Source organism: Yoonia maritima (assembly GCF_003003285.1).
In the GTDB taxonomy this organism is placed as follows: domain Bacteria; phylum Pseudomonadota; class Alphaproteobacteria; order Rhodobacterales; family Rhodobacteraceae; genus Yoonia; species Yoonia maritima.
On sequence record NZ_PVTP01000001.1, the window covers coordinates 264,075 to 289,553 of the forward strand.

General features: G+C 54.0%; 31 protein-coding genes, 1 tRNA gene and 1 riboswitch. Of the genes, 15 read left to right on the forward strand and 17 right to left on the reverse strand.

All coding sequences use genetic code 11. From position 1 onward, the window contains the following. From CLV80_RS18350 to CLV80_RS01325, 4 genes are all read right to left on the reverse strand, one after another. Positions 1-171, reverse strand: coding sequence for a hypothetical protein (locus CLV80_RS18350; protein WP_165793286.1), 171 nt, complete (start codon positions 169-171; stop codon positions 1-3). Positions 172-185: 14 nt separating this feature from the next. After that, the gene (locus CLV80_RS01315) at positions 186-1,532 is read right to left on the reverse strand and encodes a DUF2927 domain-containing protein (RefSeq protein WP_106353950.1); all 1,347 of its coding nucleotides are present in this window, start codon (positions 1,530-1,532) and stop codon (positions 186-188) included. Further along, the gene (locus CLV80_RS01320) at positions 1,529-1,978 is read right to left on the reverse strand and encodes a GNAT family N-acetyltransferase (RefSeq protein WP_106353952.1); all 450 of its coding nucleotides are present in this window, start codon (positions 1,976-1,978) and stop codon (positions 1,529-1,531) included. The genes CLV80_RS01315 and CLV80_RS01320 overlap by 4 nt, the downstream gene beginning before the upstream one ends. Before the next feature lie 73 nt (positions 1,979-2,051). Beyond that, positions 2,052-2,891 (reverse strand): AAA family ATPase, encoded by an 840-nt coding sequence (locus CLV80_RS01325; protein WP_106353954.1) that lies wholly within the window; start codon positions 2,889-2,891, stop codon positions 2,052-2,054. A 189-nt stretch (positions 2,892-3,080) separates the two neighbouring features. Between CLV80_RS01325 and dksA the strand changes: the two genes are divergently transcribed. The 3 genes from dksA to CLV80_RS01340 are packed head-to-tail and all read left to right on the forward strand — an operon-like array spanning position 3,081 to position 5,545. Continuing rightward, complete coding sequence (gene dksA / locus CLV80_RS01330; RefSeq protein WP_106353957.1) at positions 3,081-3,503, forward strand: RNA polymerase-binding protein DksA; 423 nt, start codon at positions 3,081-3,083, stop codon at positions 3,501-3,503. 1 nt (position 3,504) lies between these two features. After that, positions 3,505-4,662: an FAD-dependent monooxygenase gene (locus CLV80_RS01335; protein WP_106353959.1), complete on the forward strand. Its 1,158-nt coding sequence runs from the start codon at positions 3,505-3,507 to the stop codon at positions 4,660-4,662. After that, positions 4,655-5,545 (forward strand): serine hydrolase domain-containing protein, encoded by an 891-nt coding sequence (locus CLV80_RS01340; RefSeq protein WP_106353961.1) that lies wholly within the window; start codon positions 4,655-4,657, stop codon positions 5,543-5,545. Before CLV80_RS01335 ends, CLV80_RS01340 begins: the two co-directional genes overlap by 8 nt. Before the next feature lie 3 nt (positions 5,546-5,548). On the opposite strand, the gene CLV80_RS01345 is transcribed toward CLV80_RS01340, so the two are convergent. From CLV80_RS01345 to CLV80_RS01365, 5 genes are all read right to left on the reverse strand, one after another. Next, complete coding sequence (locus CLV80_RS01345) at positions 5,549-5,875, reverse strand: hypothetical protein (RefSeq protein WP_106353964.1); 327 nt, start codon at positions 5,873-5,875, stop codon at positions 5,549-5,551. Between the two features lie 63 nt (positions 5,876-5,938). Beyond that, positions 5,939-6,739: an exodeoxyribonuclease III gene (gene xth / locus CLV80_RS01350; protein ID WP_106353967.1), complete on the reverse strand. Its 801-nt coding sequence runs from the start codon at positions 6,737-6,739 to the stop codon at positions 5,939-5,941. 54 nt (positions 6,740-6,793) lie between these two features. Next, the gene (locus CLV80_RS01355; RefSeq protein WP_106353969.1) at positions 6,794-6,991 is read right to left on the reverse strand and encodes a hypothetical protein; all 198 of its coding nucleotides are present in this window, start codon (positions 6,989-6,991) and stop codon (positions 6,794-6,796) included. Between the two features lie 34 nt (positions 6,992-7,025). After that, positions 7,026-7,538: a hypothetical protein gene (locus CLV80_RS01360; RefSeq protein ID WP_106353971.1), complete on the reverse strand. Its 513-nt coding sequence runs from the start codon at positions 7,536-7,538 to the stop codon at positions 7,026-7,028. Further along, on the reverse strand, positions 7,538-7,861 hold the full coding sequence (locus tag CLV80_RS01365; RefSeq protein ID WP_106354421.1) for a HesB/IscA family protein: 324 nt from the start codon (positions 7,859-7,861) through the stop codon (positions 7,538-7,540). The genes CLV80_RS01360 and CLV80_RS01365 overlap by 1 nt, the downstream gene beginning before the upstream one ends. A gap of 76 nt (positions 7,862-7,937) precedes the next feature. On the opposite strand from CLV80_RS01365, the gene CLV80_RS01370 reads away from it, so the two are divergent. The 10 genes from CLV80_RS01370 (at position 7,938) to CLV80_RS01415 (ending at position 18,474) form a co-directional block, all read left to right on the forward strand. Beyond that, complete coding sequence (locus tag CLV80_RS01370) at positions 7,938-9,110, forward strand: deoxyguanosinetriphosphate triphosphohydrolase (protein WP_106353974.1); 1,173 nt, start codon at positions 7,938-7,940, stop codon at positions 9,108-9,110. Then, the gene (locus tag CLV80_RS01375; RefSeq protein WP_106353976.1) at positions 9,100-10,935 is read left to right on the forward strand and encodes a cation:proton antiporter; all 1,836 of its coding nucleotides are present in this window, start codon (positions 9,100-9,102) and stop codon (positions 10,933-10,935) included. The genes CLV80_RS01370 and CLV80_RS01375 overlap by 11 nt, the downstream gene beginning before the upstream one ends. Beyond that, entirely contained in the window at positions 10,932-11,486 is a 555-nt protein-coding gene (locus CLV80_RS01380) for an MOSC domain-containing protein (RefSeq protein WP_106353978.1), read from the forward strand. The genes CLV80_RS01375 and CLV80_RS01380 overlap by 4 nt, the downstream gene beginning before the upstream one ends. A gap of 118 nt (positions 11,487-11,604) precedes the next feature. Continuing rightward, the gene (gene argS / locus CLV80_RS01385) at positions 11,605-13,344 is read left to right on the forward strand and encodes an arginine--tRNA ligase (protein WP_106353979.1); all 1,740 of its coding nucleotides are present in this window, start codon (positions 11,605-11,607) and stop codon (positions 13,342-13,344) included. A gap of 70 nt (positions 13,345-13,414) precedes the next feature. Continuing rightward, on the forward strand, positions 13,415-14,338 hold the full coding sequence (locus CLV80_RS01390; RefSeq protein ID WP_106353981.1) for an SPOR domain-containing protein: 924 nt from the start codon (positions 13,415-13,417) through the stop codon (positions 14,336-14,338). Between the two features lie 6 nt (positions 14,339-14,344). After that, positions 14,345-15,328, forward strand: coding sequence for a glycoside hydrolase family 3 N-terminal domain-containing protein (locus CLV80_RS01395; protein ID WP_106354423.1), 984 nt, complete (start codon positions 14,345-14,347; stop codon positions 15,326-15,328). Between the two features lie 6 nt (positions 15,329-15,334). Next, positions 15,335-16,132 (forward strand): segregation and condensation protein A, encoded by a 798-nt coding sequence (locus CLV80_RS01400; RefSeq protein ID WP_106353983.1) that lies wholly within the window; start codon positions 15,335-15,337, stop codon positions 16,130-16,132. Continuing rightward, entirely contained in the window at positions 16,125-16,769 is a 645-nt protein-coding gene (scpB, locus tag CLV80_RS01405) for an SMC-Scp complex subunit ScpB (RefSeq protein WP_106353985.1), read from the forward strand. Before CLV80_RS01400 ends, scpB begins: the two co-directional genes overlap by 8 nt. 66 nt (positions 16,770-16,835) lie before the next feature. Next, positions 16,836-18,218, forward strand: a complete 1,383-nt coding sequence (locus tag CLV80_RS01410; RefSeq protein ID WP_106353987.1) for a GGDEF domain-containing protein — start codon at positions 16,836-16,838, stop codon at positions 18,216-18,218. Positions 18,219-18,285: 67 nt separating this feature from the next. Next, a complete protein-coding gene (locus CLV80_RS01415) occupies positions 18,286-18,474 on the forward strand; it encodes a hypothetical protein (RefSeq protein ID WP_106353989.1) in 189 nt (62 codons plus the stop codon). Here CLV80_RS01415 and CLV80_RS01420 read toward each other — a convergent pair. The 8 genes from CLV80_RS01420 to CLV80_RS01455 form a co-directional block, all read right to left on the reverse strand. Then, positions 18,464-19,549: a 2'-deoxycytidine 5'-triphosphate deaminase gene (locus tag CLV80_RS01420; RefSeq protein ID WP_106353991.1), complete on the reverse strand. Its 1,086-nt coding sequence runs from the start codon at positions 19,547-19,549 to the stop codon at positions 18,464-18,466. The genes CLV80_RS01415 and CLV80_RS01420 overlap by 11 nt on opposite strands. Positions 19,550-19,611: 62 nt before the next feature. After that, a tRNA-Pro gene (locus CLV80_RS01425) sits at positions 19,612-19,688 on the reverse strand. A 59-nt stretch (positions 19,689-19,747) separates the two neighbouring features. Beyond that, a complete protein-coding gene (locus CLV80_RS01430; protein ID WP_106353993.1) occupies positions 19,748-20,296 on the reverse strand; it encodes a MerR family transcriptional regulator in 549 nt (182 codons plus the stop codon). 4 nt (positions 20,297-20,300) lie between these two features. Beyond that, the gene (ihfA, locus tag CLV80_RS01435) at positions 20,301-20,603 is read right to left on the reverse strand and encodes an integration host factor subunit alpha (RefSeq protein WP_106353995.1); all 303 of its coding nucleotides are present in this window, start codon (positions 20,601-20,603) and stop codon (positions 20,301-20,303) included. 97 nt (positions 20,604-20,700) lie between these two features. After that, positions 20,701-21,672: a beta-ketoacyl-ACP synthase III gene (locus CLV80_RS01440; RefSeq protein WP_106353997.1), complete on the reverse strand. Its 972-nt coding sequence runs from the start codon at positions 21,670-21,672 to the stop codon at positions 20,701-20,703. 5 nt (positions 21,673-21,677) lie between these two features. Next, positions 21,678-22,799: a phosphate acyltransferase PlsX gene (plsX, locus tag CLV80_RS01445; protein WP_106354000.1), complete on the reverse strand. Its 1,122-nt coding sequence runs from the start codon at positions 22,797-22,799 to the stop codon at positions 21,678-21,680. 22 nt (positions 22,800-22,821) lie between these two features. Next, entirely contained in the window at positions 22,822-23,028 is a 207-nt protein-coding gene (gene rpmF, locus CLV80_RS01450) for a 50S ribosomal protein L32 (RefSeq protein WP_106354002.1), read from the reverse strand. A gap of 161 nt (positions 23,029-23,189) precedes the next feature. Beyond that, positions 23,190-23,735 (reverse strand): YceD family protein, encoded by a 546-nt coding sequence (locus CLV80_RS01455; RefSeq protein ID WP_243394342.1) that lies wholly within the window; start codon positions 23,733-23,735, stop codon positions 23,190-23,192. An 81-nt stretch (positions 23,736-23,816) separates the two neighbouring features. Here CLV80_RS01455 and bamE point away from each other — a divergent pair, with 81 nt between their 5' ends. Together bamE and CLV80_RS01465 are read left to right on the forward strand one after the other, a co-directional pair. Beyond that, positions 23,817-24,290: an outer membrane protein assembly factor BamE domain-containing protein gene (gene bamE, locus CLV80_RS01460; RefSeq protein WP_106354006.1), complete on the forward strand. Its 474-nt coding sequence runs from the start codon at positions 23,817-23,819 to the stop codon at positions 24,288-24,290. A gap of 71 nt (positions 24,291-24,361) precedes the next feature. After that, a riboswitch (FMN riboswitch) is annotated at positions 24,362-24,505 on the forward strand. Positions 24,506-24,580: 75 nt separating this feature from the next. Then, the gene (locus CLV80_RS01465) at positions 24,581-25,444 is read left to right on the forward strand and encodes a DMT family transporter (RefSeq protein ID WP_243394344.1); all 864 of its coding nucleotides are present in this window, start codon (positions 24,581-24,583) and stop codon (positions 25,442-25,444) included. The last annotated feature ends 35 nt before the right edge of the window (positions 25,445-25,479 follow it).

Below are 25,479 nucleotides of genomic sequence, written 5' to 3' on the forward strand. Positions count from 1 at the left end.
TTAAACGTAGCTGCGTTCGATAAAGATCAGGATAAACAGCCCGATAAGACCAAAGATGATCGCAAAGACAATTGACCATTGCGCAATGTCTTTGCCAGCGCCGCCGCGCAACTTGGCACGTAAGGCCCCCAAAACAGCCCCGAATAGAATTCCGATCAGCGGGTAAATCATGGGTTAGCCCTTTGTTAGCTTGGTGGTTCTTGTGGTCGCAGTGATGCGATTTCGTTAAGCCGATCAATCACCTCGTCACGGCTTCCGAACCCGTAACGCCCCCATGCCAGACTGTCCAGCCGCAGGGCCATGCCTGCGTCAGTGTTACCCTGCATGTCGAGTGCTTCGGCCTTAAACATCATCAATAGCGCCATGAGTGCTGGATTTTCGTGGCGACGGGCGACGGGGATCGCCTGATCGGTGATGCGTATGGTGGTTTCGGCGTCGCCTGATATCAGCGTGAACGCGGCCATTTGGACAGCTACATGGGCCGCATGAATTTCGGTTGTTCGGCTTTGGGTGTAGGCGCGGTTTGCTGTGTTGAATGAATTCAGCGCTTGTGACGCGTCATTGCCGATTTGTAACCGTCCATAGGCGTAATAGGCAAACCCTTCACGCGGGCCACGCCAGCCTATCTGGTTGCCAATGTCGATCGCACGCGCAGCGGCTGCACGACGGTACGCTTCAGTGCCTTGTCCGCTAAGCGCAGTTTCCATTGCGTTGATCCATGATCGCGGCGTCAATTTCGCGATCTCGCCACCGCCGCGTTGTCCGCGCGGGTTTAGGCGGGCCAATATGCCGGGTACGCGGGCCGCGACAGCAGATCGTGACATGCCGCTGCGCAACTCGCGGTCATAAAATACACGCAAAATGAGCATGTCGAAGCCAGTCAGGACCGCATGGATATTATCGTCATTGTAAACGGAATCTGGCAGGCGATACAGATCATTAAGTGGCCCAAGCCCTTGGGCTAATTCTTCGTGCAGGCAATCGCGCGCTTCTTGCGGGGGGATGCCTGTCGGGATGAAGATTGCCGCATGTTCGCGTTTGGTCAGCGTTCCCCAATTTAGCGCGCCATTGCGACCAGAGCGTTGAAGCTCTGACCAGCTTTGTACGCGCGGAACCACAAAACATGCTGCGTTCGGTGCAGCGCGCTGCATTTGACGCTGTGATACCGTTTCGATGACAATGCTTGCGTTCGGATCGTCTGTGCGACGAATGTCGATCCGCGCCTCTAACCGTAGCCGTGCAAGCAATAGGTCCAAATCGCGTGACATCTGTGTGGGGAACTGCCCGACGGTTCGCACGGTTATAGGCTCTTCAAAGCGGGTGAGCGCAGGAAGCGGCTGACCGCTTTCCATCCGAAACGCCAGATCAAGGAAATCCTGTGCAATTTCTGAATTTGGACGTTGTGGTGGGGTGGGTGTGGCCGTGGCAAAGCTGCGCATCGCCGGAAACTCAAGCAGGGTCGGCGGCGGTCCCTCGGGGACTTGAGTACAAGCTGACACCAAGGCCAGTGCAAAAGCGGCAAAACGTTTCATGCAGGCCTTTGGTATTTGATGAAATTGGTGAGCGTTCCAACCCGGTCATAAAGCTGGCGACCCGTCTGATTGTCGTCTTGGGTCAGCCAATAGACATTCGGAGCACCAGCATCATCAGCGGCTGCATAGACAGCCTCGATCAATTTGCGCCCCACGCCGGTGCCACGCACAGATGGGGCCGCGAACAGATCCTGCAAATAGCATACGTTTTCGACGCGCCAGCAGTGGCGGTGAAACAGGTAATGCACCAATCCGACGGGTTCATTGTTTTGCTCGGCGATCAGGCAATTGAAATCATGGCTGTCGTTGCTCAACAGTCGCGCGAATGTCGTGTCATAAACATCTGTTGGTAAAGAGGTTTTGTAGAACGCTAGGTAGCTTTCCCATAGATTGTCCCAAGCGGGTCGATCCGTTGCGCGGAGCGGTCTGATTACCGTTTCTGTCATCTTTACCTGCTTATAACCTAAATGCGACCATAGCTGTGTTTATGGGCGGTACCAGTAAAATAGCCGTGCGCGACTAACGTCCAGAGCGGGCCATAAACGCAAGCCGTTCAAACAAATGCACGTCTTGTTCATTCTTCAAAAGCGCACCGTGCAGTTTAGGAAGTGCATTTGCACCGTCACGCTTTAGGTCATCAGATGTTAAATCTTCGGCCAATAACAGTTTGAGCCAATCCAGCACTTCTGACGTCGATGGCTTTTTCTTGAGGCCAGCTGTCTCGCGGATTTCGTAAAACTGAGTCAGCGCAGTTGTAAGAAGTGCCTCTTTGATGCCGGGGTGGTGGACCTCGACGATTTGGCGCAGCGTATTCATGTCTGGAAAACGGATGTAGTGGAAAAAGCAGCGGCGCAAAAACGCGTCCGGCAGTTCCTTTTCGTTGTTGGATGTAATGATGATAATCGGCCGGTGATTTGCCCGGATGGTTTCGCCGGTTTCGTAGACGTGGAATTCCATCCGATCGAGTTCCTGCAAAAGGTCGTTCGGGAATTCGATGTCGGCTTTGTCGATCTCATCAATCAGTAGAACGGTCCGTTCTGGGGCCGCGAGGGCCTGCCAAAGTTTTCCTTTTTTGATATAATTTGCGACATCATTCACACGCTCGTCGCCCAATTGGCTGTCACGCAAACGGCTGACGGCGTCATATTCGTACAGGCCTTGTTGCGCCTTAGTTGTGGACTTAATATTCCACTCAATCATAGGCATGTTTAGCGCAGCGCTGACTTGCCGGGCCAGTTCTGTTTTACCTGTGCCGGGTTCGCCCTTAACTAAAAGGGGTCTTTGCAATGTCATGGCAGCATTTACCGCCATATTTAGGTCATCTGTGGCAACGTAAGTGTCGGTACCGGTAAACTGCATCTTCGCGAACCCTTTGATTTGTGTAGTCAACCTAGCAGGTCGCCAGCGATCATCAACATCCCGCCAAAGGATAATTTCAGGGGGTGACAGTGGGCGTCCAAGAGAGTAAACCCCGCATAAAATAGGGCAGAGGGAATGCAATTACGGCCCCAATCCTCTGCCACGCCGGAGAATTGATAGGGTATGACGATGAAAGCCGAAACGTTTCTGCCAGAAGACTATATTCCAGCCGATAATGAACCGTTCATGAACGAACGCCAGACGGAATACTTCCGCCGCAAGCTACTAAACTGGAAAGCTGAACTTCTCGAAGACACCCGCGACACTGTCGCAGGGATGAAAGATCAGACACGCAATATTCCCGATGTTGCAGACCGCGCATCCGAAGAAACCGACCGTTCGCTAGAGCTACGCACACGCGACCGCCAGCGCAAACTGGTCACCAAGATTGACGCTGCGCTGCGCCGCATCGACGAAGGTGAATACGGTTACTGCGAAATGACAGGTGAGCCGATTTCGCTTAAGCGCTTGGATGCACGTCCAATCGCCACAATGAGCCTTGAAGCACAAGAACGTCACGAGCGCCGCGAGAAGGTGCACCGCGACGACTAAGGTGCAACATAACGCACAACGCAATGTCGCCATCATCGGTGGCGGCATCGGTGGCCTTACTGCAGCCTTGGCGTTTGCGCGGCAGGGCGCTACGGTCACCGTTTACGAACAAGCGCCCGAGCTAACCGAGGTTGGCGCAGGGCTGCAAATTACGCCAAATGGAATGCGGGCGCTTTATGCGCTTGGTCTTGAAGCCGCGCTTGATATGAGCGGGGTCAAAGCCAAGGCTGTGATTCCGACGGATGCTTTGTCAGGGCGTGAAATTGCGCGTTTTGATCTGACTTCTCAATCTCCTCCATATCGTTTCTTTCACCGCGCGGCGCTCATTGATCTACTTGCACGGGGGTGCGCCGCGAATGGCGTGACCGTGCAGCTTAACGCGCGGATCACGGACGTACGGCCCGATGGATCGTTTGAAGTCGATGGTATTCGCGTAACGCCAGACCTGACGATTGGTGCTGACGGTGTACGGTCGAACATACGCGGTTTGATCAACAAACCGACAGAGCCGTTCTTTACAGGGCAGGTGGCATGGCGCGCATTGGTCAAGGTCGAAGAGGCTGACCCGGTTGCTCGCATCTGGATGGCGCCGGGCCGGCATATGGTGACTTATCCGTTGTCTGGCGGGCGGCTGAACATCGTCGCAGTTCAGCAACGCAGCCAGTGGGCCGAAGAAGGCTGGCATCACCAAGATGACCCGGGCAATCTGCGCCAAGTTTTTGCAGACTGTCACTGGAGCCTGAAATCCATTCTGAGCGATGTTGAAAAGGTGAACCTGTGGGGGCTGTTCCGCCATCCGGTTGCCCAACGCTGGCATGCAAGTTCGGTGGCGATCCTAGGGGATGCGGCTCATCCGACACTGCCATTCCTTGCGCAGGGTGCGAACCTTGCGATTGAAGATGCATATGTTTTGGCCCGTTGCTGCGATGAAAACGCCGATCTGTCACAGGGGTTGCAAGCCTACCAAGCCACGCGGCGCAACCGTGTGGTAAAAGCCGTAAAAGGCGCGAACGCGAACGCGCGCAACTATCATCTAAGTGGGTTACAGCGTCGTGTTGCGCATTTAGGGCTGCGGACTATCGGAACCGTAGCGCCGGATGCATTCTTAAATCGCATGGGTTGGTTGTATGACCACGATGTGACCGCTGGGGATGTCTAACGGGCCGATGCATACGTACTGGGTTACGCGTTCGGGATCTGAACGAAGTACCGGTGCTGCCGAGGCTACGTTTCCGTATTGGAGCTTTACGAAAACAGTTCTGGCTATCGCGGCGTTGCAGTTGGTCGAGCGTGGGCAGCTTGATCTGGATGCAAACATTGACGGCCAATCATTTTCGTTGCGCCAACTGTTAATGCACACGGCGGGATTGCCAGATTACGGCAGTGTGCCAGCGTATCAGCAGGCCGTTGCAAAATCTGAGAAGCCTTGGCCGCGTGAAGTCATGCTTCGTCACGCGTTGAAAAATGGGGCGTTGTTTGCGCCGGGCGATGGCTGGTCCTATTCAAACATCGGCTACATGTACGTCCTTGAGGAAATGGAGAAGGCTGCGAATGCGCCAGTGGTCGAGGTGCTATCGACCCTCATTTTCGAACCGCTAGGTGCACAGAGTGTAAAGCTGGCGCAAGAGCAGTCAGAATTTGCGGAAACACATTGGGACGCGGCAAAGCGCTACCACCCGCGCTGGGTCTATCATGGTTGTTTGATCGGAACTGCATCCGATGCGGTTAAGATATTGCACGGGTTGTTCTGCGGGCAATTGCTTGGGACGCAAATTTTGGCTCAGATGCTGGTGACATACCCGCTTGGTGGCCCCATCCCCGGCAGGCCTTGGGCGACATGCGGATATGGTCTTGGCTTAATGAGCGGTGAAATCACGGGGCTTGGTCGCGTTTTTGGGCATTCGGGTGTCGGGCCGTTCTGCGTCAACACCGTGATGCATTTCTATGACCGGGATGATTCAATGACAGTTGCGGCCTTTACGGATGGAACTGATGAGGGCGTAACAGAATATGCGGCTGCAAAGATCGCCTTAGATCGCTGACGCTTAGCGCCAGTGATTGTTGGTCATGTATGTGACCCGCTCAAGCACTTCGTAACTGCCAAAATCAACGCGGAATACGTCCTTTTCGACACGTATATAGACCCAACCGTTACTGACTGGCGGCAGTCCGTAATAGCGTGCGTTCATTAGGACCGAATGTTCGCCACGTTCTAAGTAACTACCGACTTCAACCGGACTAGGGCGTGGCGCTGTGGACGCTGGAACTGCGACACAATTGGTCCCGGCGACAGCAATACGGCACTGTGCAATGGACATAGTTGGGATGAGGCAGGCCATGAACACGGCCGCAAACAAATATTTTCCGAGCATTTTCAACGCGCTCCTTACAGCTAACCAAATCTACTCGATTATTGTTTTTGTCTATTTAGTCGCTTAAGCGGCTAGGTCAACCCATACGGGTACGTGGTCTGATGGCTTTTCTTTGCCGCGCACCTCGGATTCGATCCAACAGTTGTTCAGTAAATCCGCACATTGTGGGGTCAGTAAAAAATGGTCGATGCGGATGCCGTTGTTCTTTTCCCAAGCGCCAGCTTGGTAATCCCAGAACGAATAATGGCCTGCACCAGATTCGCGGGCGCGGAAGGCTTCGGTAAAGCCAAGGTTCATGATTTTGCGAAATGCCGCGCGGCTTTCTGGGCGGAACAATGCGTCCTCACGCCACACATCTGGGCGCGCGGCGTCTTCGGCCTGAGGGATGATGTTGTAGTCGCCAGCCATAAGGGCAGGGGTTTCTGCTGCTATCAGCTCTTGGGCGCGATTGTATAGTCGGTCCATCCAGCGCAATTTGTAGTCGTATTTCGGGCCGGGGGCAGAGTTGCCGTTCGGTAGATAAAGCCCGCAAATGCGGATCGCGACATCGCCCACGACGGTTGCTTCGATATAGCGGGCTTCTTCGTCATCGACACCTTCACGTCCAGCGCCAGCGGCGCCCGGCAAGCCGCGTGTCACGTCTTCTAGCGGGATCTTGGACAGGATCGCGACGCCGTTAAATCCCTTTTGACCATGGGTTTCGACGTTGTACCCTTTGTCTTCTAGGATTTCGCGGGGGAAGTTTTCGTCGATTGACTTGATTTCTTGTAAGATCGCGACATCGGGGTTGGCATCGTCCAACCAGTCGGTCAACGCATTGATGCGTGCTTTCACGCCGTTGATGTTGAATGTCGCAATTTTCATGGCTGCCCCTCGTTTGGGGCAGTTTTGCCGCAGTAGGCGGCAATGCACAAGCGTTTAGCTTTTGGGTTTGTCGTCAGTACGTACGGGGATACGAGCAAGCGAAGTCATCAGGCCCGGAAAACGTACAGTTTTCCCTTTGGCGGCTGCGCTATTCACATGGGCACGAAAAACCGCAAGCTGCACAAGCATCGCAACAGCGAAAATCGCCAAGGCGATCTCTGTCGGGGTGATCTTCATCAGTTGGTCGAGCATTGTGAGACTCCTCTGTCACCAGACGCTTAGCATATTATGGGTCGCTGCGCAAAAGATTGCGGAAAGCGTCATAATTTGTTCGGCGTCCTTTCAGTGTTGATATAATGGCGAACGCACGCTTTCGGTATGCCTGCACGCCGAAAAAAGCGGTGACCATCGCAATTGTAATACTGGCAGCGGTCAAAACATCGGCAGATCCATAGACCACCGCCCCAAAAGCACCCAGCATCAGGCCAATAATCGTTCCCATGACCAAACGGCTTGGGATTAGGTCATTTTCGAGCTTGGCGATGTCGCTATCCAAATCCCGGATTTGATCGGTTAGGGATTCGGAAATCGCCTCGGCCAAGTCACGGTAGATCATCGAATTCGTGGCACGTGTGCCGGTAACAAGCCTGTTGCGCAGATCGATACGAGATTGGCCAGTCGTGACCGCCTGATCCAACAGATCTGCGATCTCGATCTCGCGACCGCTCCAATCATCATCTCGTTCATCGCGTTGCGCCTGATCCAAGATCAGCCGCGCCAGCCTTGGATTGTTTTGCATTACATCGAAAACGAAGTGCCACAGCCACAAGACGAAGCAGCATTCGGGTTTTCGATGACAAAGCGTGCGCCGATCAGTTCTTCAGAAAAATCGATGACGGCGTCAGCTAAAAAGGGCAGGGACACCGCATCAATCACAACGGTTTCGCCGTTGTCAGACAGAACCAGATCATCTTCTTTTGGTTCGTCTAAGTCGATTTCATACTGAAAGCCCGAGCATCCGCCGCCTTCAACAGCGATGCGAAGCGCCTTTCCTTGGGACGCGGCCCCGATTTCTGCAAGCCTTTCAAAGGCGCGTGGGGTCACTTTGGGGGGAATCGTCAGCATTTTGCGACCTATTCGTTTGTGTTCAATTGCAATATAGGGATCACAGGCAAGACGGACAAGGCAGGCAAATATCATGACAGCGTCATATGCGACCGACCCGGAAAATGCGCGCGGGCGACTTTACCCCGAAGAAGAAAGCTATTTTCGTTCACCTTTTCAACGGGATCGCGACCGGATTATCCACGCATCGGCCTTTCGGCGGCTCAAACATAAGACGCAGGTGTTTATTGAACATGAAGGCGATTATTTCCGCACTCGACTGACACATTCGATCGAGGTCGCACAGGTTGCCCGTACGATCGCTGGCACGCTTGGTTTGAACGTGGAATTGACCGAAGCTGTCGCGCTGGCCCATGATCTGGGTCACACCCCCTTTGGTCATACCGGGGAAGAGGCGCTTGATGAATTGATGCAGCCCTACGGTGGTTTCGATCACAATGCGCAGGCGCTGCGGATCGTGACCAGCCTTGAACGACACTATGCTGAATGGGACGGCTTGAACCTGACGTGGGAGACGCTGGAAGGCATTGCCAAACACAATGGCCCGGTGACGGGCGACATTCCTTATGCATTGGCTGCGTATAACGCGCGGCATGATCTTGAATTGCATACGCACGCAAGTGCAGAGGCACAGGTTGCGGCATTGGCTGATGATATTGCCTATAATAACCATGACTTACATGACGGACTTCGTGCAGAACTTTTCAGCACGGATGATCTGGCAGAGCTGCCGATCTTGTCTGATTGCTTTGCTCGGGTCGACGCAAAATACCCCGGGTTGAACTATTACCGCCGCCGCCACGAAGCGCTGCGCCGGTTCTTTGGGGTGTTGGTCGAAGACGTGATCACGGTCACGCAACGTAATTTGTCGGACCTAAATCCGGCGACAGTGCATGACATTCGCCATGCCGGACGCATGATGGTTCAGTTTTCGCCAGAGCTCTGGACGGACCTAAAAGTCATACGAAAATTCCTGTTTGATCGTATGTATCGCGCCCCGGCGGTTGTGGAAATGCGCGTGGTTGTGACACAAATGATCAACGACCTGTTTCCATTCTTTATGGAAAATTCGGACGAGTTGCCAAAGCAATGGCGCAAGGATGTGGCCGATGCACCTGATCAAATAACATTGGCACGCATCGTTGCTGACTATATTGCAGGCATGACGGATCGGTTCGCGATCCAAGAACATAAACGGTTAATCGGCGGTGAAGTCATTCCGGCGGGGGTAATTGATGGCAATTGAAGTTGAAGCAGGCGCAATGGCGCCAGTAATGGCGTTCGCGCTGGTTGGCGCACTTGGCGTTGGATCACAGTGGCTTGCGTGGCGGTTGCGCATGCCAGCAATCGTGCTGATGTTGGTGGCAGGCGTTCTGGTTGGTCCAGTGGCGGGGGTGTTTGACCCGGCGCGTGATATTGGGCCGCTGATGGGGCCGATTATCTCGATTGCTGTTGCGATCATCCTGTTCGAGGGGGGGCTGACGTTAAACTTTCATTCGCTAAGTGACGCTGCCAAAGGCGTGCGGCGATTGGTGTTTGTTGGTGCCCCATTGGGATGGCTGACATCGACATTGGCGTTGCGCTACGGGGCAGGGCTGTCATGGGAAAGCGCTGCTGTCTTTGGCGGTATCATGATCGTCACAGGCCCCACAGTAATCGCACCTTTGTTACGTACTGCACGACTATCCAAACGCCCTGCGGCGCTTTTGCAGTGGGAAGCAATCATCAACGACCCAATCGGTGCGTTGGCGGCTGTTTTCGCGTATGAAGTCGTCTTGGTTTTGAACACCGCTACGACCGTCCAAGCGGCCGTTATGGATTTGGTAATCGGGATCGGCTTTGCAACAATCCTTGGTGTGGCGGCGGGCTATGGCCTTGCGCGTTCATTCAAGCGTGGCTGGGTCCCTGAGTATATGAAGGTGCCAGTGTTGTTTGCGCTGTTGCTGGCAATTTTTGGCGTGTCCGACTACGTGCTTCATGAAAGTGGCCTTTTGGCTGTGACGATCATGGGCATCGTAATCGCGAACGCGAACCTGCCCAGCTATGAGGAACTACGCCGCTTTAAGGAACACGCGACCGTTCTGCTGGTTTCGGGCGTGTTTATCTTGCTCGCCGCTAGCCTTGATTTCGGCGCGTTGCGGCAGCTTGATATGCGGGCAATCGCGTTTGTTTTGGCGGTCGTCTTGGTTGCGCGTCCGCTTACGGTGATGTTGTCCTTGATGGGATCAGGTGTGCCGTTCAAAGAACAAATCCTTGTCGCGTTTACAGGGCCACGTGGCGTTGTTTTGGTTGCTGTTGCCGGGCTGTTCGGTGATCGATTGATCGGTCTGGGTTTCGAGGATGCCACCCTGATCGGGCCGCTCGCATTCGTTCTTGTGGCATTTACCGTTGTGCTGCACGGCTTCACGCTCGCGCCGTTTGCGCGTTGGCTTGGGCTGACTGGGGCCGACGTGCCGGGTGTTGTTGTGATTGGTGGCTCATCTTGGACAACCGCATTTGCCGAAGCCTTGAAAAAGGCCGAGGTCCCAGTGCTGATGACGGATCCCAACTTTGGTAATCTGCGCGGCGCACGGGCTGCGGGAATTCCGACTTTCTCGGGTGATATTCTGTCCGAGGCGGCCGAGCAGCGATTGGAACTGATCAGCTACGCGACACTGGTCGCGGCCACTGATAACGATGCTTATAACACGCTGGTGGCGACCGACCTTGCACCCGAATTTGGTCGCGATTCCGTGTTCCAAGTGATGCGTGCAAAAAGCGATAGCGCACGCCACCAACTGCCGCGCACCTTGGGCGGGCGTAACTTTGGACCAGAGGAAACGCATGCTGGCCTAAACCGGATGATAGCAGAAGGCTGGACCTTCCGGATTACTCGCCTAACCGAAGAATATACGCTCGAAGACTGGCGGACAAAGCGCCCGGGTGCACATCTATTCGCGCGTATTGGTCCAAGCGGTGCGATCCGTTTGGTGCGCAAAGACGAAGAGGTCAAAGGTGCGCCGGGCGTGCGTATCATCGCGCTGCGTCCGCCGGGCGAAGAAGAAGGCGAGCAACCGCCCGCTGACGCATGACCGTGCAGGTTACACTGGCCGAGTGCGAAGCTGCACTTAGCCATGTGCTTGCTGCGCCAAAAGATGGTGCCATCATAAATGAACTATGCCTGCGTCCCGATGTTGGGGCGCGCGCATTTCCAGACAGCCTGGAGCTAACGGTCGAAAACGGAATCATCGGTGATCGTTGGAAAACGTCACCGTGGCTTCGGCTGCCCGACGGATCACCCGACCCGAAAATTCAGGTCTCGGTTCTGTCAAAGCGGGTCATGGATTTATGTTGGCGCAATCAAGACAACAAAGATCGACACCCCGGTGATCCACTGGTTGTAGATATGGACCTCGGCATGGAAAACCTGCCGGTGGGGACACGCCTAAACGTTGGTAGTGCGGTGATCGAAGTCAGCGTCCAGTTCAACACAGGCTGTGTGAAATGGCGCAACAATTACGGTGCTGAGAGCGTCCGATGGATCAATCGACGCGCCAACCGCCCGTATCGTTTACGTGGTATCTTATGTTCGATCGTGCAGGACGGTGTTGTTCGTGTCGGTGACCGACTTTTAAAGGCATAGGCCACTATTTTGTAAGCTAGCCAGCCCGTGACAGGTTTTGCTTGCATTGACGCTGCCGGTTACGATGTTAAACCCGCAGAAACTCTGTTTCCGTCCCAAATGGGACCAAAGGACTGCTATGAACCTTTTTGCTGATATTCGTACCCGTGTGATTGCTTGCCTTGATCAGATGGTGACCGAGGGCACATTGCCCGAAGGTCTGTCCACTGCTGCTGTCGCGGTCGAGCCTCCTCGCGATCCGGCACATGGTGATATGGCAACCAATGCGGCGATGGTTTTGGCAAAGCCAGCAAAGATGAACCCGCGCGCAATCGCGGATGCGCTGGCAGCGAAATTGCTGACTGATCCGATGATCACAGTGGCCGAGGTCGCAGGCCCGGGTTTCTTGAACATGCGTCTGGACCCGAGCGTTTGGCAGGGTGTTGTGAAAACAGCGCTGACCGATCCAACTTATGGTCAATCGTCTTTGGGGCAGGGCCAAAAGATGATGGTCGAATACGTATCCGCCAACCCAACAGGTCCACTGCACGTTGGTCACACACGGGGCGCTGTATTTGGCGATGCGCTGGCGCGGTTGCTGGATTATGCGGGCTATGACGTTACCAAAGAATACTACATCAACGATGGCGGCGCGCAGGTCGACGTTCTCGCACGGTCTGTGTACCTGCGGTATTTGCAAGCCCACGGTCAGGATGTTGAATTCCCCGATGGCACATACCCCGGCGATTATCTGATTCCAGTGGGTGAGGCGTTGAAAGAAAAAGTCGGTGACAAGTTCATCGACAAAGGCGAGCAGTTCTGGCTTGAGGAAATCCGTGAATTTGCGACCGCAGCGATGATGGACCTGATCCGCGAAGATCTGGCGCAGCTGAACGTCACAATGGATAACTTCTTTTCCGAAAAGTCGCTTTATGGCACTGGCTTGATTGAAAAGGCGATTGCTGAATTGGACGCAAAGGGGCTGATCTATCGCGGTGTGCTTGAGCCACCAAAGGGCAAAATGCCCGAAGATTGGGAACCACGCGAACAGACACTGTTCAAATCGACAGAGCATGGCGATGACGTGGATCGGCCCGTACAAAAATCTGATGGTTCATGGACCTATTTTGCGCCTGATATTGCCTACCACTATGACAAGGTGCAGCGCGGCTTTGATCAGCTGATCGATGTCTTTGGTGCCGACCACGGTGGTTACGTCAAACGGATGAAGGCCGCAGTTTCCGCGCTGTCCGACGGTAAAGTGCCGCTTGATATTAAGCTGACCCAATTGGTGAAGCTGTATAAAAATGGCGAGCCGTTCAAAATGTCAAAGCGGGCAGGGACCTTTGTGACCCTGCGCGATGTTGTTGATCAGGTTGGTCCAGACGTGACCCGGTTCCACATGCTGACGCGGAAAAACGACGCGCCGCTTGATTTCGATTTCGACAAAGTTCTTGAGCAATCCAAAGATAACCCAGTGTTCTATGTGAACTATGCATATGCGCGGGTGAATTCTGCAGTGACCAAGGCAAGCGCATTTGCGAAGGTCGATGATGCAACATTGGCAGGCGTGGACCTGTCCGGGCTGACCCACGATGCAGAATTGAACGTGATCAAGAAGCTTGCTGAATGGCCGCGTTTGGTTGAAATCGCGGCCAAAGGACATGAGCCGCACCGGATCGCGTTTTACCTCTATGACTTGGCGTCTGATTTTCACGCCTTGTACAATCGTGGCAACGACGAAACTGCGCTACGCTTTGTGCAAGAGAGTGACTCAGACACAACACAGGCGAAAATCGCCCTTATCAGGTCCGTAGCGATTGTTATTTCGCACGGATTGGGTATTCTTGGGGTCACTCCGGCGGAAGAGATGCGCTAACGCACAGGCTGCCGGATTGAGCTGATTTAACGGACCCATAAGCCAAAAAGGCGCGGGCAGTGAGGCAGAGATGGCAGTTTATAACGAGGGGTTCGCTCCATCGGGTGACGTATCGCGCACCAATAACATGATGAATTTTGCAGGCGCTGGCCTGTCCTTGGCGCTGATCCTTGGGGTCAGTTTTTGGGGCTATAAGCTGATTATGCGCGACGTCAGCGGGATCCCCGTTGTGCGCGCCATGGAAGGTGAAATGCGCGTGCTGCCTGACAATCCGGGGGGCGCTGTTGCGTCGCACACTGGTCTTTCAGTGAACGAAGTTGCCGCATTGGGCGAAGTAGGCGGCCCAGAAGACCGTCTGGTTCTTGCCCCAACGACATCTGGCCTAGCCCAAGAGGATTTGGACGCGCAGCCCGTGGCCGAAGCAGGCGAAATGCGTGCAACTGCAGCTGTTGCCGATCCATCCGCTACATTGGCGAGCGCCGACGTACCTGAACTGGCGACAATGGAAGTCGACGAAATTCTTGCGCTGGCTGATCAAATCGCAGCTGGTGCCGACCCGATTATCGATGAAGAAACAACAACAGCGGATACGATTTCCGCCGCTGTTCCTGGTGTATCTCGTTCTTTGCGTCCAATCATTCGTCCAGCAAGCCTGCGCGTGGTGGCAGCATCGGCACCGGTTCCCGCTGCGCCAGCCGCGACGAATTCGGACGAGGTGGCTGTTAGCACAACAAACTTTGCAGCAGGCACGAACCTTGTGCAGCTTGGTGCTTTCCCGTCGCCTGAACTGGCTGCGACCCAGTGGGCGTTGATCGAGGGGCGCTTTGACACGCTGATCGACGGCAAAGACCGCGTTATCCAAGTAAGCGATCAATCCAGTGGCACATGGTACCGCCTTCGCGCTAGCGGTTTCGCAGATCGTGCAGAAGCACGTCGTTTTTGTGCGGCTCTAGAAGCTGAAGGCGCTGACTGCATCGCGGTCGTGGTTAACTAAGTGGTCATGAATGCTTCGATTTTTGGGCCAGAAGGGCCCAAAATCACCGCCTTTGAATGCGACTTTTTCCGTGATGTTCAGCCGCTTGGCTTTATTCTATTCGCGCGAAACATCGAAAATCCAGAACAGCTGCGTCGTTTGACATGTGATCTGCGTGACGCAGTGGGCCGCGAGGCACCGATCTTGATCGACCAAGAAGGGGGACGCGTTCAACGAATGCGCCGCCCGCATTGGCGCGAGTTTCTACCAGCGCTGGATCAGATGGAACGCGCAAGTGATCCGCTGCGTGCCCACTGGATACGGAATCGCCTGATTGCAGATGATCTACATCGTGTTGGGATAGACGTGAGCTGCGCGCCCTTGGCTGACATTGCCGAAGACAGCACGCATCCGTTTCTGCAAAATCGCCTGTATGGGCGTGACGTTGAAACTGTAGTGGCTGCCGCACGCGTTTGTGCTGATGCGCATATTCATGGTGGCGTTTTGCCCGTTTTGAAACACATTCCGGGGCACGGGCGGGCGGCGGTGGATAGCCATCTCAACCTACCGACTGTCACCGCGACGCGAGAAGAGCTGAACGTCAAAGATTTTGCACCATTCAAAGCGCTGAATGATCTACCAATGGGGATGAGCGCACATATTGTCTTTACCGCGATTGATTCAAATGGCCCGGCAACCACGTCACCCGCTATGATCAAGGTCATTCGTAACGACATCGGATTCGATGGGCTTTTGATGACAGATGATTTGTCGATGGAGGCATTGTCGGGAACGGTTGCTGACCGTGCCTCTGCGTCGATTGCAGCGGGCTGTGACGTTGTTTTGCACTGCAATGGCGACGCTGCAGAGATGCAGTTGGTGGCCGCAGCCGCTGGCAACATGACAAAGGCCGCACAAAAACGCGCGGATTTCGCCCTTTCGTTACGCAAGCCGCCCGAAATTGTTGACATCGCGGCGCTGGAGGCCGAACTTGAAGCGCTTTTAGCGTGAGTAGAGATGCAGCAAGATTTAGACCTTCAAGACGATAAGCTGAGCGTTAGCGAACGGGTCGCCGCTGAGGCGTTGATCGTTGACGTTGGCGCGTTTGAAGGCCCGCTTGATTTGCTGCTGACGCTGTCACGCACCCAAAAGGTCGACTTAAGGCAGATTTCCATTCTTGCACTGGCGCGGCAATATTTGGCCTTTGTTGAAAAGGCTAAGCAGTTGCGGTTGGAATTAGCTGCCGATTATCTGGTGATGGCGGCTTGGCTTGCGTTTCTAAAATCGCGCCTGCTGTTGCCGCCTGACCCCAAAGAAGAGGGGCCGTCAGGTGAAGAGCTTGCTGCGCACCTCGCGTTCCAGCTCGAGCGATTGCAGGCCATGCGGGAATCCGCGGCCAAGCTAATGGCGCGTGACCAGCTGGGTCGCGACTTTTTTGCGCGCGGGATTACAGAAGACGTCCAGCGCGTGCGGCGCGTGAGCTATACCGCGACGTTGTTGGATCTGATGCAGGGCTATGCGCGTATCCGGACACGCGATGATTTCCGACCATTTGTGATGGACCGTCAGCACGTTATGACGATGGAACAAGCGTTGGAACGTATGCGCCATCTCATTGGCTTTGCAGGTGATTGGACCGAAATATCTAGCTACTTGCCGGATGGCTGGGATGCTGACCCACAACGCCGCCGATCGACGACCGCCGCGACATTTGCCGCCAGCCTTGAGCTTGCCAAAGAAGGTAAGATCGAAATTCGGCAAGGCGATACCTTTGCCCCAATTCAAATTCGTAAAAAGGCCCCACGTGATGAGTAAGCCCGAGAACGACAGCCTGTTTGAGGCGCCGCCAATGGGCGAACAAGAACGTATGGTAGAGGCGATCATGTTTGCGACGGCTGATCCTGTGACTGTGCAGGAATTGATCGGGCGGATGCCACACGGCTGTGACCCGGCAGAGGCGATTGCGCATCTTCGAAAGCGTTACGAGGGCCGTGGTGTCAATCTGGTAAAGATCGACAATGCTTGGGCAATTCGGACCGCGCCGGACCTTGGGTTTCTAATGCAAAAGGAAACGGTTGAGACACGCAAACTATCGCGTGCTGCCATCGAAACACTGGCGATCGTTGCCTATCACCAGCCCGTCACCCGCGCCGAGATCGAAGAAATTCGCGGTGTCGGTGTCAGTAGAGGTACAATTGATCAGCTGATCGAGATGGAATGGATTCGGTTTGGACGCCGTCGCATGACGCCGGGGCGGCCTGTTACATTTGTTGTAACACCAATGTTTCTTGATCATTTCGGTTTGGAAACTGCACGTGATCTGCCAGGGCTAAAAGACTTGCGCGCGGCTGGCTTGCTAGAAAACCGCCCGCCGCCGGGTAGTGTGGGGCTGACGGATACTGATGAAGTCGATCCAGATAGCGACGAAGAAGATCAAACCGAACTGTTTTGATCAGTCTTTAAATGTTGGTTCATCAATGTGCTGAATACTTGTTTGCGTGGAACGAAGGTGACTCGCGTGAACAGAACAGATTCAACACATCTTACAAGCCGTGCGCGTTTTGCGTTTGTGCGGCAGGCGCATATGCTGCGCACCCCATTAGCCGCAGTGTCGATGGCTGCTGGGGTGAGCGGATTACTCCTCAATTTGTTTAACGTACGTCTGTCGTTGGGTAGTGTCGGCGCGACCTTAGGAACGCATCCGGTCACAGCCTTGATGATTATTTTGCTGTCTTTCGAGATATTATTGTTTCGTCTCGGGAAGAAACGCCCTCTATGGCGGTTGTTGCTGCTTATTTCAGGGATCGTAATACTTGGGTGGAACCTGTTTCTACCGGATCAATTACATGCGCTGTTCTCCAACTGGTCAGCAGTGGCAGACAGTCGAATGGGTACGGACACCACGCTGCTGCTCGGGGCGCTGGTGCTTTCAATGTTGTTGGCAGGAAAGAATAATGGGTTAGGGGGCGCCTTTGCAGCTTTTGCGGTGTTTGCGCTCCTATTCAGTTTTATGGAGCATAGTTTCAACGTGTATTTTCTTGAAACGCACCTCGCGTTGTCGACGCTTGTTGCACTGATCCCCGCGTGTTTCGCAGTCCTCACGATATATGCGCACCATCCCGTAATGAGGCTGTTTTTGATAGGCGATGCTATTGGTGCGCGCACGCGATTTCTATTTGGTGCGAGCTGCTTTCTTCCTTGGTTTGGTGGCTTAGTGATTTACCGTATCGTGGATGCACCAGTGCGTGCGTTTCCGGTCGAGGCGGCTGTTCTAAGCCTTATCATCTGTGCGATGACAGCCATTGTTCTTTACTCTGGTCGGATGCAAGAAAAAGGCGATAGCCATAGGCGTATGCTTGAAAGGCACATGGCTCATGTCGCGCATCATGATGCGCTAACCGGTGTACTTAATCGCGAAGGCACGCAATCTCATCTGAATTTTCTGTGGCGTCGGTTTGTGATCGAACAGCGTAGTGTTGGGGTGATTCTACTTGATATAGACTACTTTAAAAAGATTAATGACAGCTACGGTCACGACGTAGGTGACAAAGTTCTAGTCTCACTATGTCAACAAATTCGCCCGTTCATTCGCAGTGATGATGCGTTGGGGCGTTGGGGGGGCGAAGAGTTTCTTATTTTGGTCGATGGGGCGCAAATCGCGGGTGCGACGGCAGTGTGTCAACGGATAAGAGAGGCGATTTTAGAGATGCACGCGCCTGACGGTCGTCCATTTCCGTGCGGTGTAACCGCGTCATTCGGCGTTAGCGTTTTATTGGAAACAGACACCGGTGTCGCAGCCTCGTTAAAACGTGCCGATCTTGCGCTTTACCGCGCAAAAGATTGTGGTCGCGATCAAGTACAGTTTTACGAAAATGACGACCAAGGGATTGTCGCAGCGTGATGACGCGCCTTTGAATTACTATCAAAGAGAGCTATATTAAGGCTGTAGAACATAGTGGGTTTTAAAAATGAACATGAATCGCTTGATCAATATGGGGATGCGGATGCTCATGAATGGTGGCATAAAAATGGCTGCGAACCGTGGGAAACGCACCGAAAACATGAGCGCCGACGAACGTAAATCCGCACAATCTGCAAACCAAAGTATACAAAAAGCACGCAAAGGTATGCGGATCATGCGCCGCTTTATGCGTTAGATTTAAAGTGCTTAGATAGCTTTAAGCCTTGGCCCTGATAATTTGACTTAATTTCGCGACCGTACAGCGCATCGGGCATTGCTGCCATATGTTCGTACACCAACCGACCTACAACCTGTCCATGTTCCAACACAAATGGTGCCTCATGGCATCTGACCTCTAGAACACCGCGTGATCCTTCGCCTCCCGCGTCGGCATAACCAAAGCCAGGGTCAAAGAAGCCTGCGTAATGGACACGGAATTCGCCGACCATCGCTAAATACGGGGCCATTTCGGCGGCCTGCATCGGCGGAATCACAATCGATTCGCGGCTCACAAGGATATAGAACGCGCCCGGGTCCAAGATGATCCAGCCGTCGTCTGTATACACTGGCTCCCAAAAGTCAGCGGGGTCGTAGTGATCAAGTTTTGACAAATCGACAACGCCTGTGTGTGGCTTTGCGCGATATCCGACAAGATTACCTTGCTCTGGCTTAAGATCTACAGAAAAACCTAAACCATCGGAAATTACGGGATCACCTGACACGATGGGCGTTTGCGCATGCAGTCGGCGCAGATCGTCATCGGACATCAGTGTTTTGCCTAGACGAAAGATGATTTGATTCAGCATCTGTCCGGGTTGAGCGACAACCGAAAACGAACGTGGGCAAATTTCGACGTAAAGTGGGCCATTGTAGCCATCAGGAACACGGTCAAATTCGACCCCATGATCGGTGATAATCCGAGTAAGCAAATCGAGACGGCCAATAGAGGATTTCGCACTGGCTGCAGCTGTCATCCCTTGAGGCAAGGATAAGTTTTCCATCAAGGGCACAACGTAGACGCACCCTTTTTCTAGAACAGCGCCGCCAGTTAGGTCGATTTCATGCATTTGGAAATCAGCAAGGCGATCTTTCACAGTCCGCGTGCGTCCGGCTAAAAATGACGCACGCACGCGGTACGCTGTCGTCCCTAGACGCAAGTCCAGTGATGCCGGTTGAATTTGAGCATCAGTAATAGGGGCCGTTGCGCCGATATTGTCAGTCGCGATTAACGCGCGGATTTGGTGATCAGCAAGAACGCCGGGTGTTTTCATTTTAGCCCCCAGAAGGATAACAAAACGCCCGCTGCGCCAAAACGCAAGCGGGCGGTTATGATTGGTCGGGCTAGCAGGACTCGAACCTGCGACCTTCCGTCCCCCAGACGGACGCGCTACCAGGCTGCGCTATAGCCCGACTAGGCGCTTTCATACCCGAAATGTTTGTGGGGGCAAGCCCGAAAAGCGACGACATGACTACTGTTTGTGCATCTGCTCGCGCAGTTGTTCAAGGCGGGCAAGAAGCGGCACAATTTGTGCTGCACGGTCTTGAAGCGTGGCTGGATCGACAAGTCGCGCCCCCACTAAACGCGCATTAACCAAAGGCAGTTCTTCGGCCAGTGGTGGACTGTCGATCGTCAGCTGCGAAGCAGGAGGTGGTGATGCGGTATCCAAAAGCAGGGAATCTTGTACGACGTCAGAAGCGGAATCCACACCTTGGGTCTGCGCCGGGGTAGGGTCCGGAGCTTGAACAAGCGTTTTACCAAGGGTCGCGACGTGCTTAATTCCCTTTTCACGCAGCAATTTCTGAGCACCTTTGATGGTCATCCCATCTTCGTGCAGCAATTGCTTGATACCCCCTAATAACTCCATGTCGGACGGTCGGTAATATCTCCGGCTACCAGCCCCTTTTACGGGCTTGATCTGAGAGAACTTACTCTCCCAGAAACGTAGCACATGCGTCGGGGTATCAAGCCAATCAGCGACTTCGCTGATCGTACGAAAGGCGTCTTTGGCTTTGGCCATAACGTTAAGACTTGTTTCCTGCTGCGACACGGTCCTTCATCAGATGCGATGGACGGAATGTCAGAACGCGGCGAGGGTGAATTGGAACTTCCTCGCCCGTTTTGGGGTTGCGGCCGACGCGTGCAGCTTTTTCGCGCACGGAAAACGTACCGAATGAAGAAATTTTTACGGTTTCGCCTGAAACGAGCGAGTCCGACACATGCGTCAGGACGCTTTCAACGAGATCTGCACTGTCATTGCGCGACAGTCCAACCTGTGAATGCACAGCATCAGCAAGGTCCATACGAGTTAGTGTTTTGTCTACCATTACGCTTCCCCTAAAATATTTATTGAGCATAAGCGTGCGTTAATTTCAGAGTCAATAACAAGGGCTTGGCAATGAGGCTTAATCCCACATTTGTAAGTTACCAGCGCAATACAACCGATCCCCAGGCCAATCCACCGCCGATTGCCTCAGTTACAACAAGGTCGCCGGGCTTAATCTGGCCGTTTGACACACCAACAGAGAGCGCCAAGGGAATCGATGCCGCGGACGTGTTTCCGTGATCTTGCACCGTTACGATCACCCTATCCATCCCAACGCCAAGCTTTCGCGCCGTTGCTTGAATGATACGAATGTTTGCTTGATGGGGTACAACCCAATCAACATCATCGGCTGTCAGACCAACTTTATCGAGCGCGCTATCAGCGGTTTGCGCGAGCTTTTCGACAGCGTGTCGGAACAGTTCCGGGCCTTCCATGCGTACGACACCAGTGTTCTGCGTGGATACGCCACCGTCGACGTAAAGCAAATCTTTGTAACGGCCGTCTGAATTCAAATCGACAGACAACACGCCGCGGTCTTTGTTGGTTCCGTCGCCGGTTTCCGCCTCAAGGATAAGGGCACCTGCGCCGTCACCAAAGAGCACGCAGGTCGAACGGTCAGTCCAATCCATAATCCGGCTAAATGTTTCTGCGCCGATGACCAAGACGCGGTCGGCTTGGCCGGAGGCAATCAGCGCGTTTGCATTGCTCAGCGCATAGATAAATCCTGCGCAAACGGCCTGAACGTCAAACGCATAGCCTGATGTGTTGCCAATTGCGCTTTGCACCATTGTTGCTGCTGACGGAAATGTCATATCCGCCGTTGATGTCGCCACGATGATCGCGTCAAGATCTTCGGCGTCCATTTTAGCCATTGCAAGTGCTGCATTCGCGGCGCTGGTTGCCATTTGCGACGTGGTTTGACCTTCGGCAGCAAAATGCCTGCGTTCAATGCCAGAGCGGGTTTTGATCCATTCGTCAGACGTATCAAGTGTCTTTTCGAATTCAGAGTTTGGGACAATACGTTCCGGCAGATAATGCCCGATTCCCTTAACGACTGCGCGACGTGTCATGGATATTAGCCTGTTTTAGTGCCTGGTTTGTCAGAGCCAGCTTCTTGGGGGGTATCTTGGGCAAGTGATGCCGCAGATGCAACCCGAGCAGCCAGCTTGTCTGAGAAACCGCTTTGTGCAAGCTGATAAGCCAAGTGAAGCGCCGCGGCGACGCCTGTTGCATCGGCTGATCCGTGGCTTTTAATGACCGTTTGGTTCAACCCCAAAAACACGCCACCATTGACGCGGCGGGGGTCAATGCGTTTACGCAGCCGCTTTAGCGATCCACGTGCAAATAAAGCGCCTAATATGGACAAAGGCGTTTTCATAAGGCTTTCGCGCAGCAATTCAGAGATCAGCGTCGCGGTACCTTCGCCTGTTTTCAGAGCGACGTTTCCGGTGAACCCATCGGTCACGATAACGTCGACTTTGTCCGATGGCAGATCGCCGCCTTCGACGAAACCAACGTAGTCGTATTCACCAGCTTCGGCTGCTTCGCCGATGATCTCATGCGCGACTTTCAGCTCAGCGCGACCTTTGTGTTCTTCGGTGCCGACGTTAAGCAGTCCAACGCGCGGGCGTGCAATTTGAAGACCATTGCGCGCATAAGACGCCCCCATGAGCGCGTAAGTCAGCAAATCGTCTTGGTCAGCGCGAATATCAGCGCCAGCATCTAACATAACGTTAAAGCCAGCAGGATTTCGGGATGGCCACAAGCAAGCGATAGCAGGGCGGTTAACACCTTCTGCTTTGCGCAGGCGTAGCATGGACATTGCCATTAACGCGCCGGTGTTTCCACAGCTGATACAGACGGCGGCCTTGCGGTCACGCACCGCTTCAATTGCAGACCACATTGACGTTGCCTTGCCATGGCGCAGTGCCTGACTTGGCTTGTCGGTCATATTCACAACATCGTCTGCCGCGCAAATCGTCACACGATCTGCAATTTTGTGCTTTTGCACGAGGGCTTCGAGTGTGTCTTGGGGCCCATGCAACATTGCGCGGGAATCAGGGTTTTTGTTAAGAAACTTTGAAAGGCCCGCAACGACAGTTGCAGGCCCTTTATCGCCACCCATGGCGTCAACCGACAGCACATGAGATGCGTCAGAAGCCATCACAGGATTAGTGTCCGTCAGGCTCTGTGCCATATCAATGTGCCTACGACGCAGCTTATGCTGCGTCTTCGTCCAGATCGATTTCTGTTGTGTCTGCGATTACTTCGCGTGTCGCGTAGTGGTTGCAAGATGGGCAAACGTGGTGTGGGCGCTTCAGCTCACCACAGTTGTCACATTCGTTTGGGTTCGCTGCGACCAATGAGTCGTGCGAGCGCCGGTTGTTACGGCGGGATTTGGATACTTTATTCTGCTGGACAGCCATGTCTCAACCCTATGATAGTGGGCCGGTGGCCCTGATTTCGTGCATTCTCGGCGGGTCCTACGCCAAACTGGCAGCCCTGTCGAGAGAGATATAAAAGAGGTCGCGAACATACTGCGATTTTGTATTAGCGCAACCTTTTTTCCTAGTGGCAGCTTAGACGATTATTTGTCCTTGTTTTCAAGTGCTTCTTTTAGTGCCCCTAAACCGGCAAAGGGTTTAGCGTCGTCATCGGTCATTGGTTTTGTGCCGGGCTCTGTAAATACAGTTTGGTTCAGATCGGCGCCTTCACTGCGTGGATAGGTTGGTAACGCAAGCGATAGGGCTTCAATCATGACCTGCGCTACATCAACCGACTCGGGCAGGGGGTCGATCGTGTCATCGTCAGGCATTTCGACCTCGGCGGCGTCAATGTCGGGTAGGTCAGCCATGTACCGGCGACTTAACTCTTCATCGATACGCGTGCTGACCGGGGCCAAAGTAACAACGCACTCTTGTACGACTGTCGCGCCAATTTTGGCAGTCAGTGACCAGTCTGACTTGCCCATTGGGGTCAGTTCACCTTCAAAGCGCAGTTTCTTAATCCCAATGATTCCCAGCGCATCGGCAACGGCTTTGCGTTCATCAGCGGATGGGACCAGATCAAACTGAGTTGCGCGGCGGGTGGTCAGGTCTGCCAAACGCAGGTGTGATGTAGGCAATTGGGCCAAAGGTGCTTCCATTCTTGAACAGTGGCGGGGTGTGATATAGTGGGGATAAAAGGCATAAGACGCCAAAGCAAGAGGGCTGTCATGAGCAGGACTACCGGTAAAATCAAAATCGCGACACGTGTTGTCGGGGTCGCGCTGTTTTTGGCTGGCACTTCGGCGTGCACCAAGATTGATAAATTTCACGGCTTTGCACCGTCAAACGAAGACCTGACAGAGGTGGCGATCGGGCAGACAACCAAAGATGACGTTATCGCGCGATTCGGTCCGCCAATGTCAGAAGGTGCGCTGACCACCAACGCAGTTTACTATGCCTCTAGTCAATTTGTTCACTACGGTGCTTTTGCCCCGAAAGAGGTCGACCGACAGGTGGTTGCGTTCCGTTTTGATAGCAATAATGTCACCCGCGATGTTGCGCGCTATACTTTGCAAGATGGTAAAGTTGTCGCGCTTGATCGCCGGGTGACCGAAGACGGCATTAATGACGTTTCAGTCATTGGACAGTTGCTTGGGGCGCTTGGCAGGGTTGATGCGGGCGCGTTCTTGGGCGACGAGTAGTCTCGTAAAACCATTCTCTTGATCTTTAGACGACCTCTGCCTATCTCGCAGGGGTCGTTCTGTTTTGGGCGGCACGTTCTCAGGGCGGGGCGAAACTCCCCACCGGCGGTATGTCCATATGGGCGAGCCCGCGAGCGCAAGGGTTTTCCCCTTGGTCAGCAGATCAGGTGCGATGCCTGAGCCGACGGTCATAGTCCGGATGAAAGAGAATGGAGCAAATCGGGTGCGTTTTCGCGCCCGATCTGTCCTGTTTTGCCTTGGGTCAATCGCAAAACGAAAGGACAGAAGCGATGATCCAGATGAAAACCATGAACCGCGGTGCCATTGTTGGCCCGCTATATTTTGTCATCGCGGGGGCGCTATTCGCCGGTTCTAATACTGCCGTGCAAGGGGCTGGGATGGTCTATGGCGTTCCATCTGCAACAATTGCATTTTGGCAATATGCGCTGGCCAGTATCGCCGTTCTGCCAATGGTATGGACCGCATCATGGCGCAGTGATCGGCCATTGATGCATCTTCTTAGGGTGGTCTTGGCCGCAATCGGCGTGCAGTTTTGGGTTGCCGGACTGGCGGTTGTGCCAATTTGGCAGGCGGTGGCGCTGATCCTGACCTCGCCATTGTTTGTCACACTCGGGGCAGGGTTGTTCTTGAAGGAACACTTATCGGCGTCGCGCGTTATCGCTGTGTTGGTTGGGGCCGTTGGTGGGGCCATCATCCTCGCGCCTTGGAAGGATGCGTTTCAATGGGCCGCACTCATGCCCGTAGCTGCTGCGGCATTCTGGGCGGGTTCATCACTCGTTACCAAGGAACTCACTAAAACCGAAAACGCCGGAACGCTCACGCTCGCGTTGCTGGTCTTGCTGGTGCCTGTGAATGGGCTTGCCGCAATGGGCAGCGGTTTTACCGTCACCCCTGAGGCGCTATGGCTCGTTGCGCTCGCGGGATTGCTCGTCGCTGGGGCGCAATACCTGCTGGCGCGGGCATACATGGTTGCGGATGCTGCGTATCTACAGCCGTTTGATCACCTGAAACTGCCACTCAACGTAGCGCTGGGGATCGTATTTTTTGGATTCGCACCACCGGGAATGATGTGGATCGGAGCCGGTGTGATTATCGGAGCAAGCGGGTGGGTGATGCGTGATGAGGTGGGCTGAAATCTTGAAATGTCAGCGATGCTTACCTATGTGCC

Bases quoted from the DNA above. Each gene is read 5' to 3' on its own strand.
- CLV80_RS18350 (WP_165793286.1), bottom strand. From the start codon at position 171: ATGATTTACCCGCTGATCGGAATTCTATTCGGGGCTGTTTTGGGGGCC.
- CLV80_RS01315 (WP_106353950.1), bottom strand. From the start codon at position 1,532: ATGAAACGTTTTGCCGCTTTTGCACTGGCCTTGGTGTCAGCTTGTACT.
- CLV80_RS01320 (WP_106353952.1), bottom strand. From the start codon at position 1,978: ATGACAGAAACGGTAATCAGACCGCTCCGCGCAACGGATCGACCCGCT.
- CLV80_RS01325 (WP_106353954.1), bottom strand. From the start codon at position 2,891: ATGCAGTTTACCGGTACCGACACTTACGTTGCCACAGATGACCTAAAT.
- dksA (WP_106353957.1), top strand. From the start codon at position 3,081: ATGAAAGCCGAAACGTTTCTGCCAGAAGACTATATTCCAGCCGATAAT.
- CLV80_RS01340 (WP_106353961.1), top strand. From the start codon at position 4,655: ATGTCTAACGGGCCGATGCATACGTACTGGGTTACGCGTTCGGGATCT.
- CLV80_RS01345 (WP_106353964.1), bottom strand. From the start codon at position 5,875: ATGCTCGGAAAATATTTGTTTGCGGCCGTGTTCATGGCCTGCCTCATC.
- xth (WP_106353967.1), bottom strand. From the start codon at position 6,739: ATGAAAATTGCGACATTCAACATCAACGGCGTGAAAGCACGCATCAAT.
- CLV80_RS01355 (WP_106353969.1), bottom strand. From the start codon at position 6,991: ATGCTCGACCAACTGATGAAGATCACCCCGACAGAGATCGCCTTGGCG.
- CLV80_RS01360 (WP_106353971.1), bottom strand. From the start codon at position 7,538: ATGCAAAACAATCCAAGGCTGGCGCGGCTGATCTTGGATCAGGCGCAA.
- CLV80_RS01370 (WP_106353974.1), top strand. From the start codon at position 7,938: ATGACAGCGTCATATGCGACCGACCCGGAAAATGCGCGCGGGCGACTT.
- CLV80_RS01375 (WP_106353976.1), top strand. From the start codon at position 9,100: ATGGCAATTGAAGTTGAAGCAGGCGCAATGGCGCCAGTAATGGCGTTC.
- CLV80_RS01380 (WP_106353978.1), top strand. From the start codon at position 10,932: ATGACCGTGCAGGTTACACTGGCCGAGTGCGAAGCTGCACTTAGCCAT.
- argS (WP_106353979.1), top strand. From the start codon at position 11,605: ATGAACCTTTTTGCTGATATTCGTACCCGTGTGATTGCTTGCCTTGAT.
- CLV80_RS01390 (WP_106353981.1), top strand. From the start codon at position 13,415: ATGGCAGTTTATAACGAGGGGTTCGCTCCATCGGGTGACGTATCGCGC.
- CLV80_RS01395 (WP_106354423.1), top strand. From the start codon at position 14,345: ATGAATGCTTCGATTTTTGGGCCAGAAGGGCCCAAAATCACCGCCTTT.
- CLV80_RS01400 (WP_106353983.1), top strand. From the start codon at position 15,335: ATGCAGCAAGATTTAGACCTTCAAGACGATAAGCTGAGCGTTAGCGAA.
- scpB (WP_106353985.1), top strand. From the start codon at position 16,125: ATGAGTAAGCCCGAGAACGACAGCCTGTTTGAGGCGCCGCCAATGGGC.
- CLV80_RS01415 (WP_106353989.1), top strand. From the start codon at position 18,286: ATGAACATGAATCGCTTGATCAATATGGGGATGCGGATGCTCATGAAT.
- CLV80_RS01420 (WP_106353991.1), bottom strand. From the start codon at position 19,549: ATGAAAACACCCGGCGTTCTTGCTGATCACCAAATCCGCGCGTTAATC.
- CLV80_RS01430 (WP_106353993.1), bottom strand. From the start codon at position 20,296: ATGGCCAAAGCCAAAGACGCCTTTCGTACGATCAGCGAAGTCGCTGAT.
- ihfA (WP_106353995.1), bottom strand. From the start codon at position 20,603: ATGGTAGACAAAACACTAACTCGTATGGACCTTGCTGATGCTGTGCAT.
- CLV80_RS01440 (WP_106353997.1), bottom strand. From the start codon at position 21,672: ATGACACGTCGCGCAGTCGTTAAGGGAATCGGGCATTATCTGCCGGAA.
- plsX (WP_106354000.1), bottom strand. From the start codon at position 22,799: ATGGCACAGAGCCTGACGGACACTAATCCTGTGATGGCTTCTGACGCA.
- rpmF (WP_106354002.1), bottom strand. From the start codon at position 23,028: ATGGCTGTCCAGCAGAATAAAGTATCCAAATCCCGCCGTAACAACCGG.
- bamE (WP_106354006.1), top strand. From the start codon at position 23,817: ATGAGCAGGACTACCGGTAAAATCAAAATCGCGACACGTGTTGTCGGG.
- CLV80_RS01465 (WP_243394344.1), top strand. From the start codon at position 24,581: ATGATCCAGATGAAAACCATGAACCGCGGTGCCATTGTTGGCCCGCTA.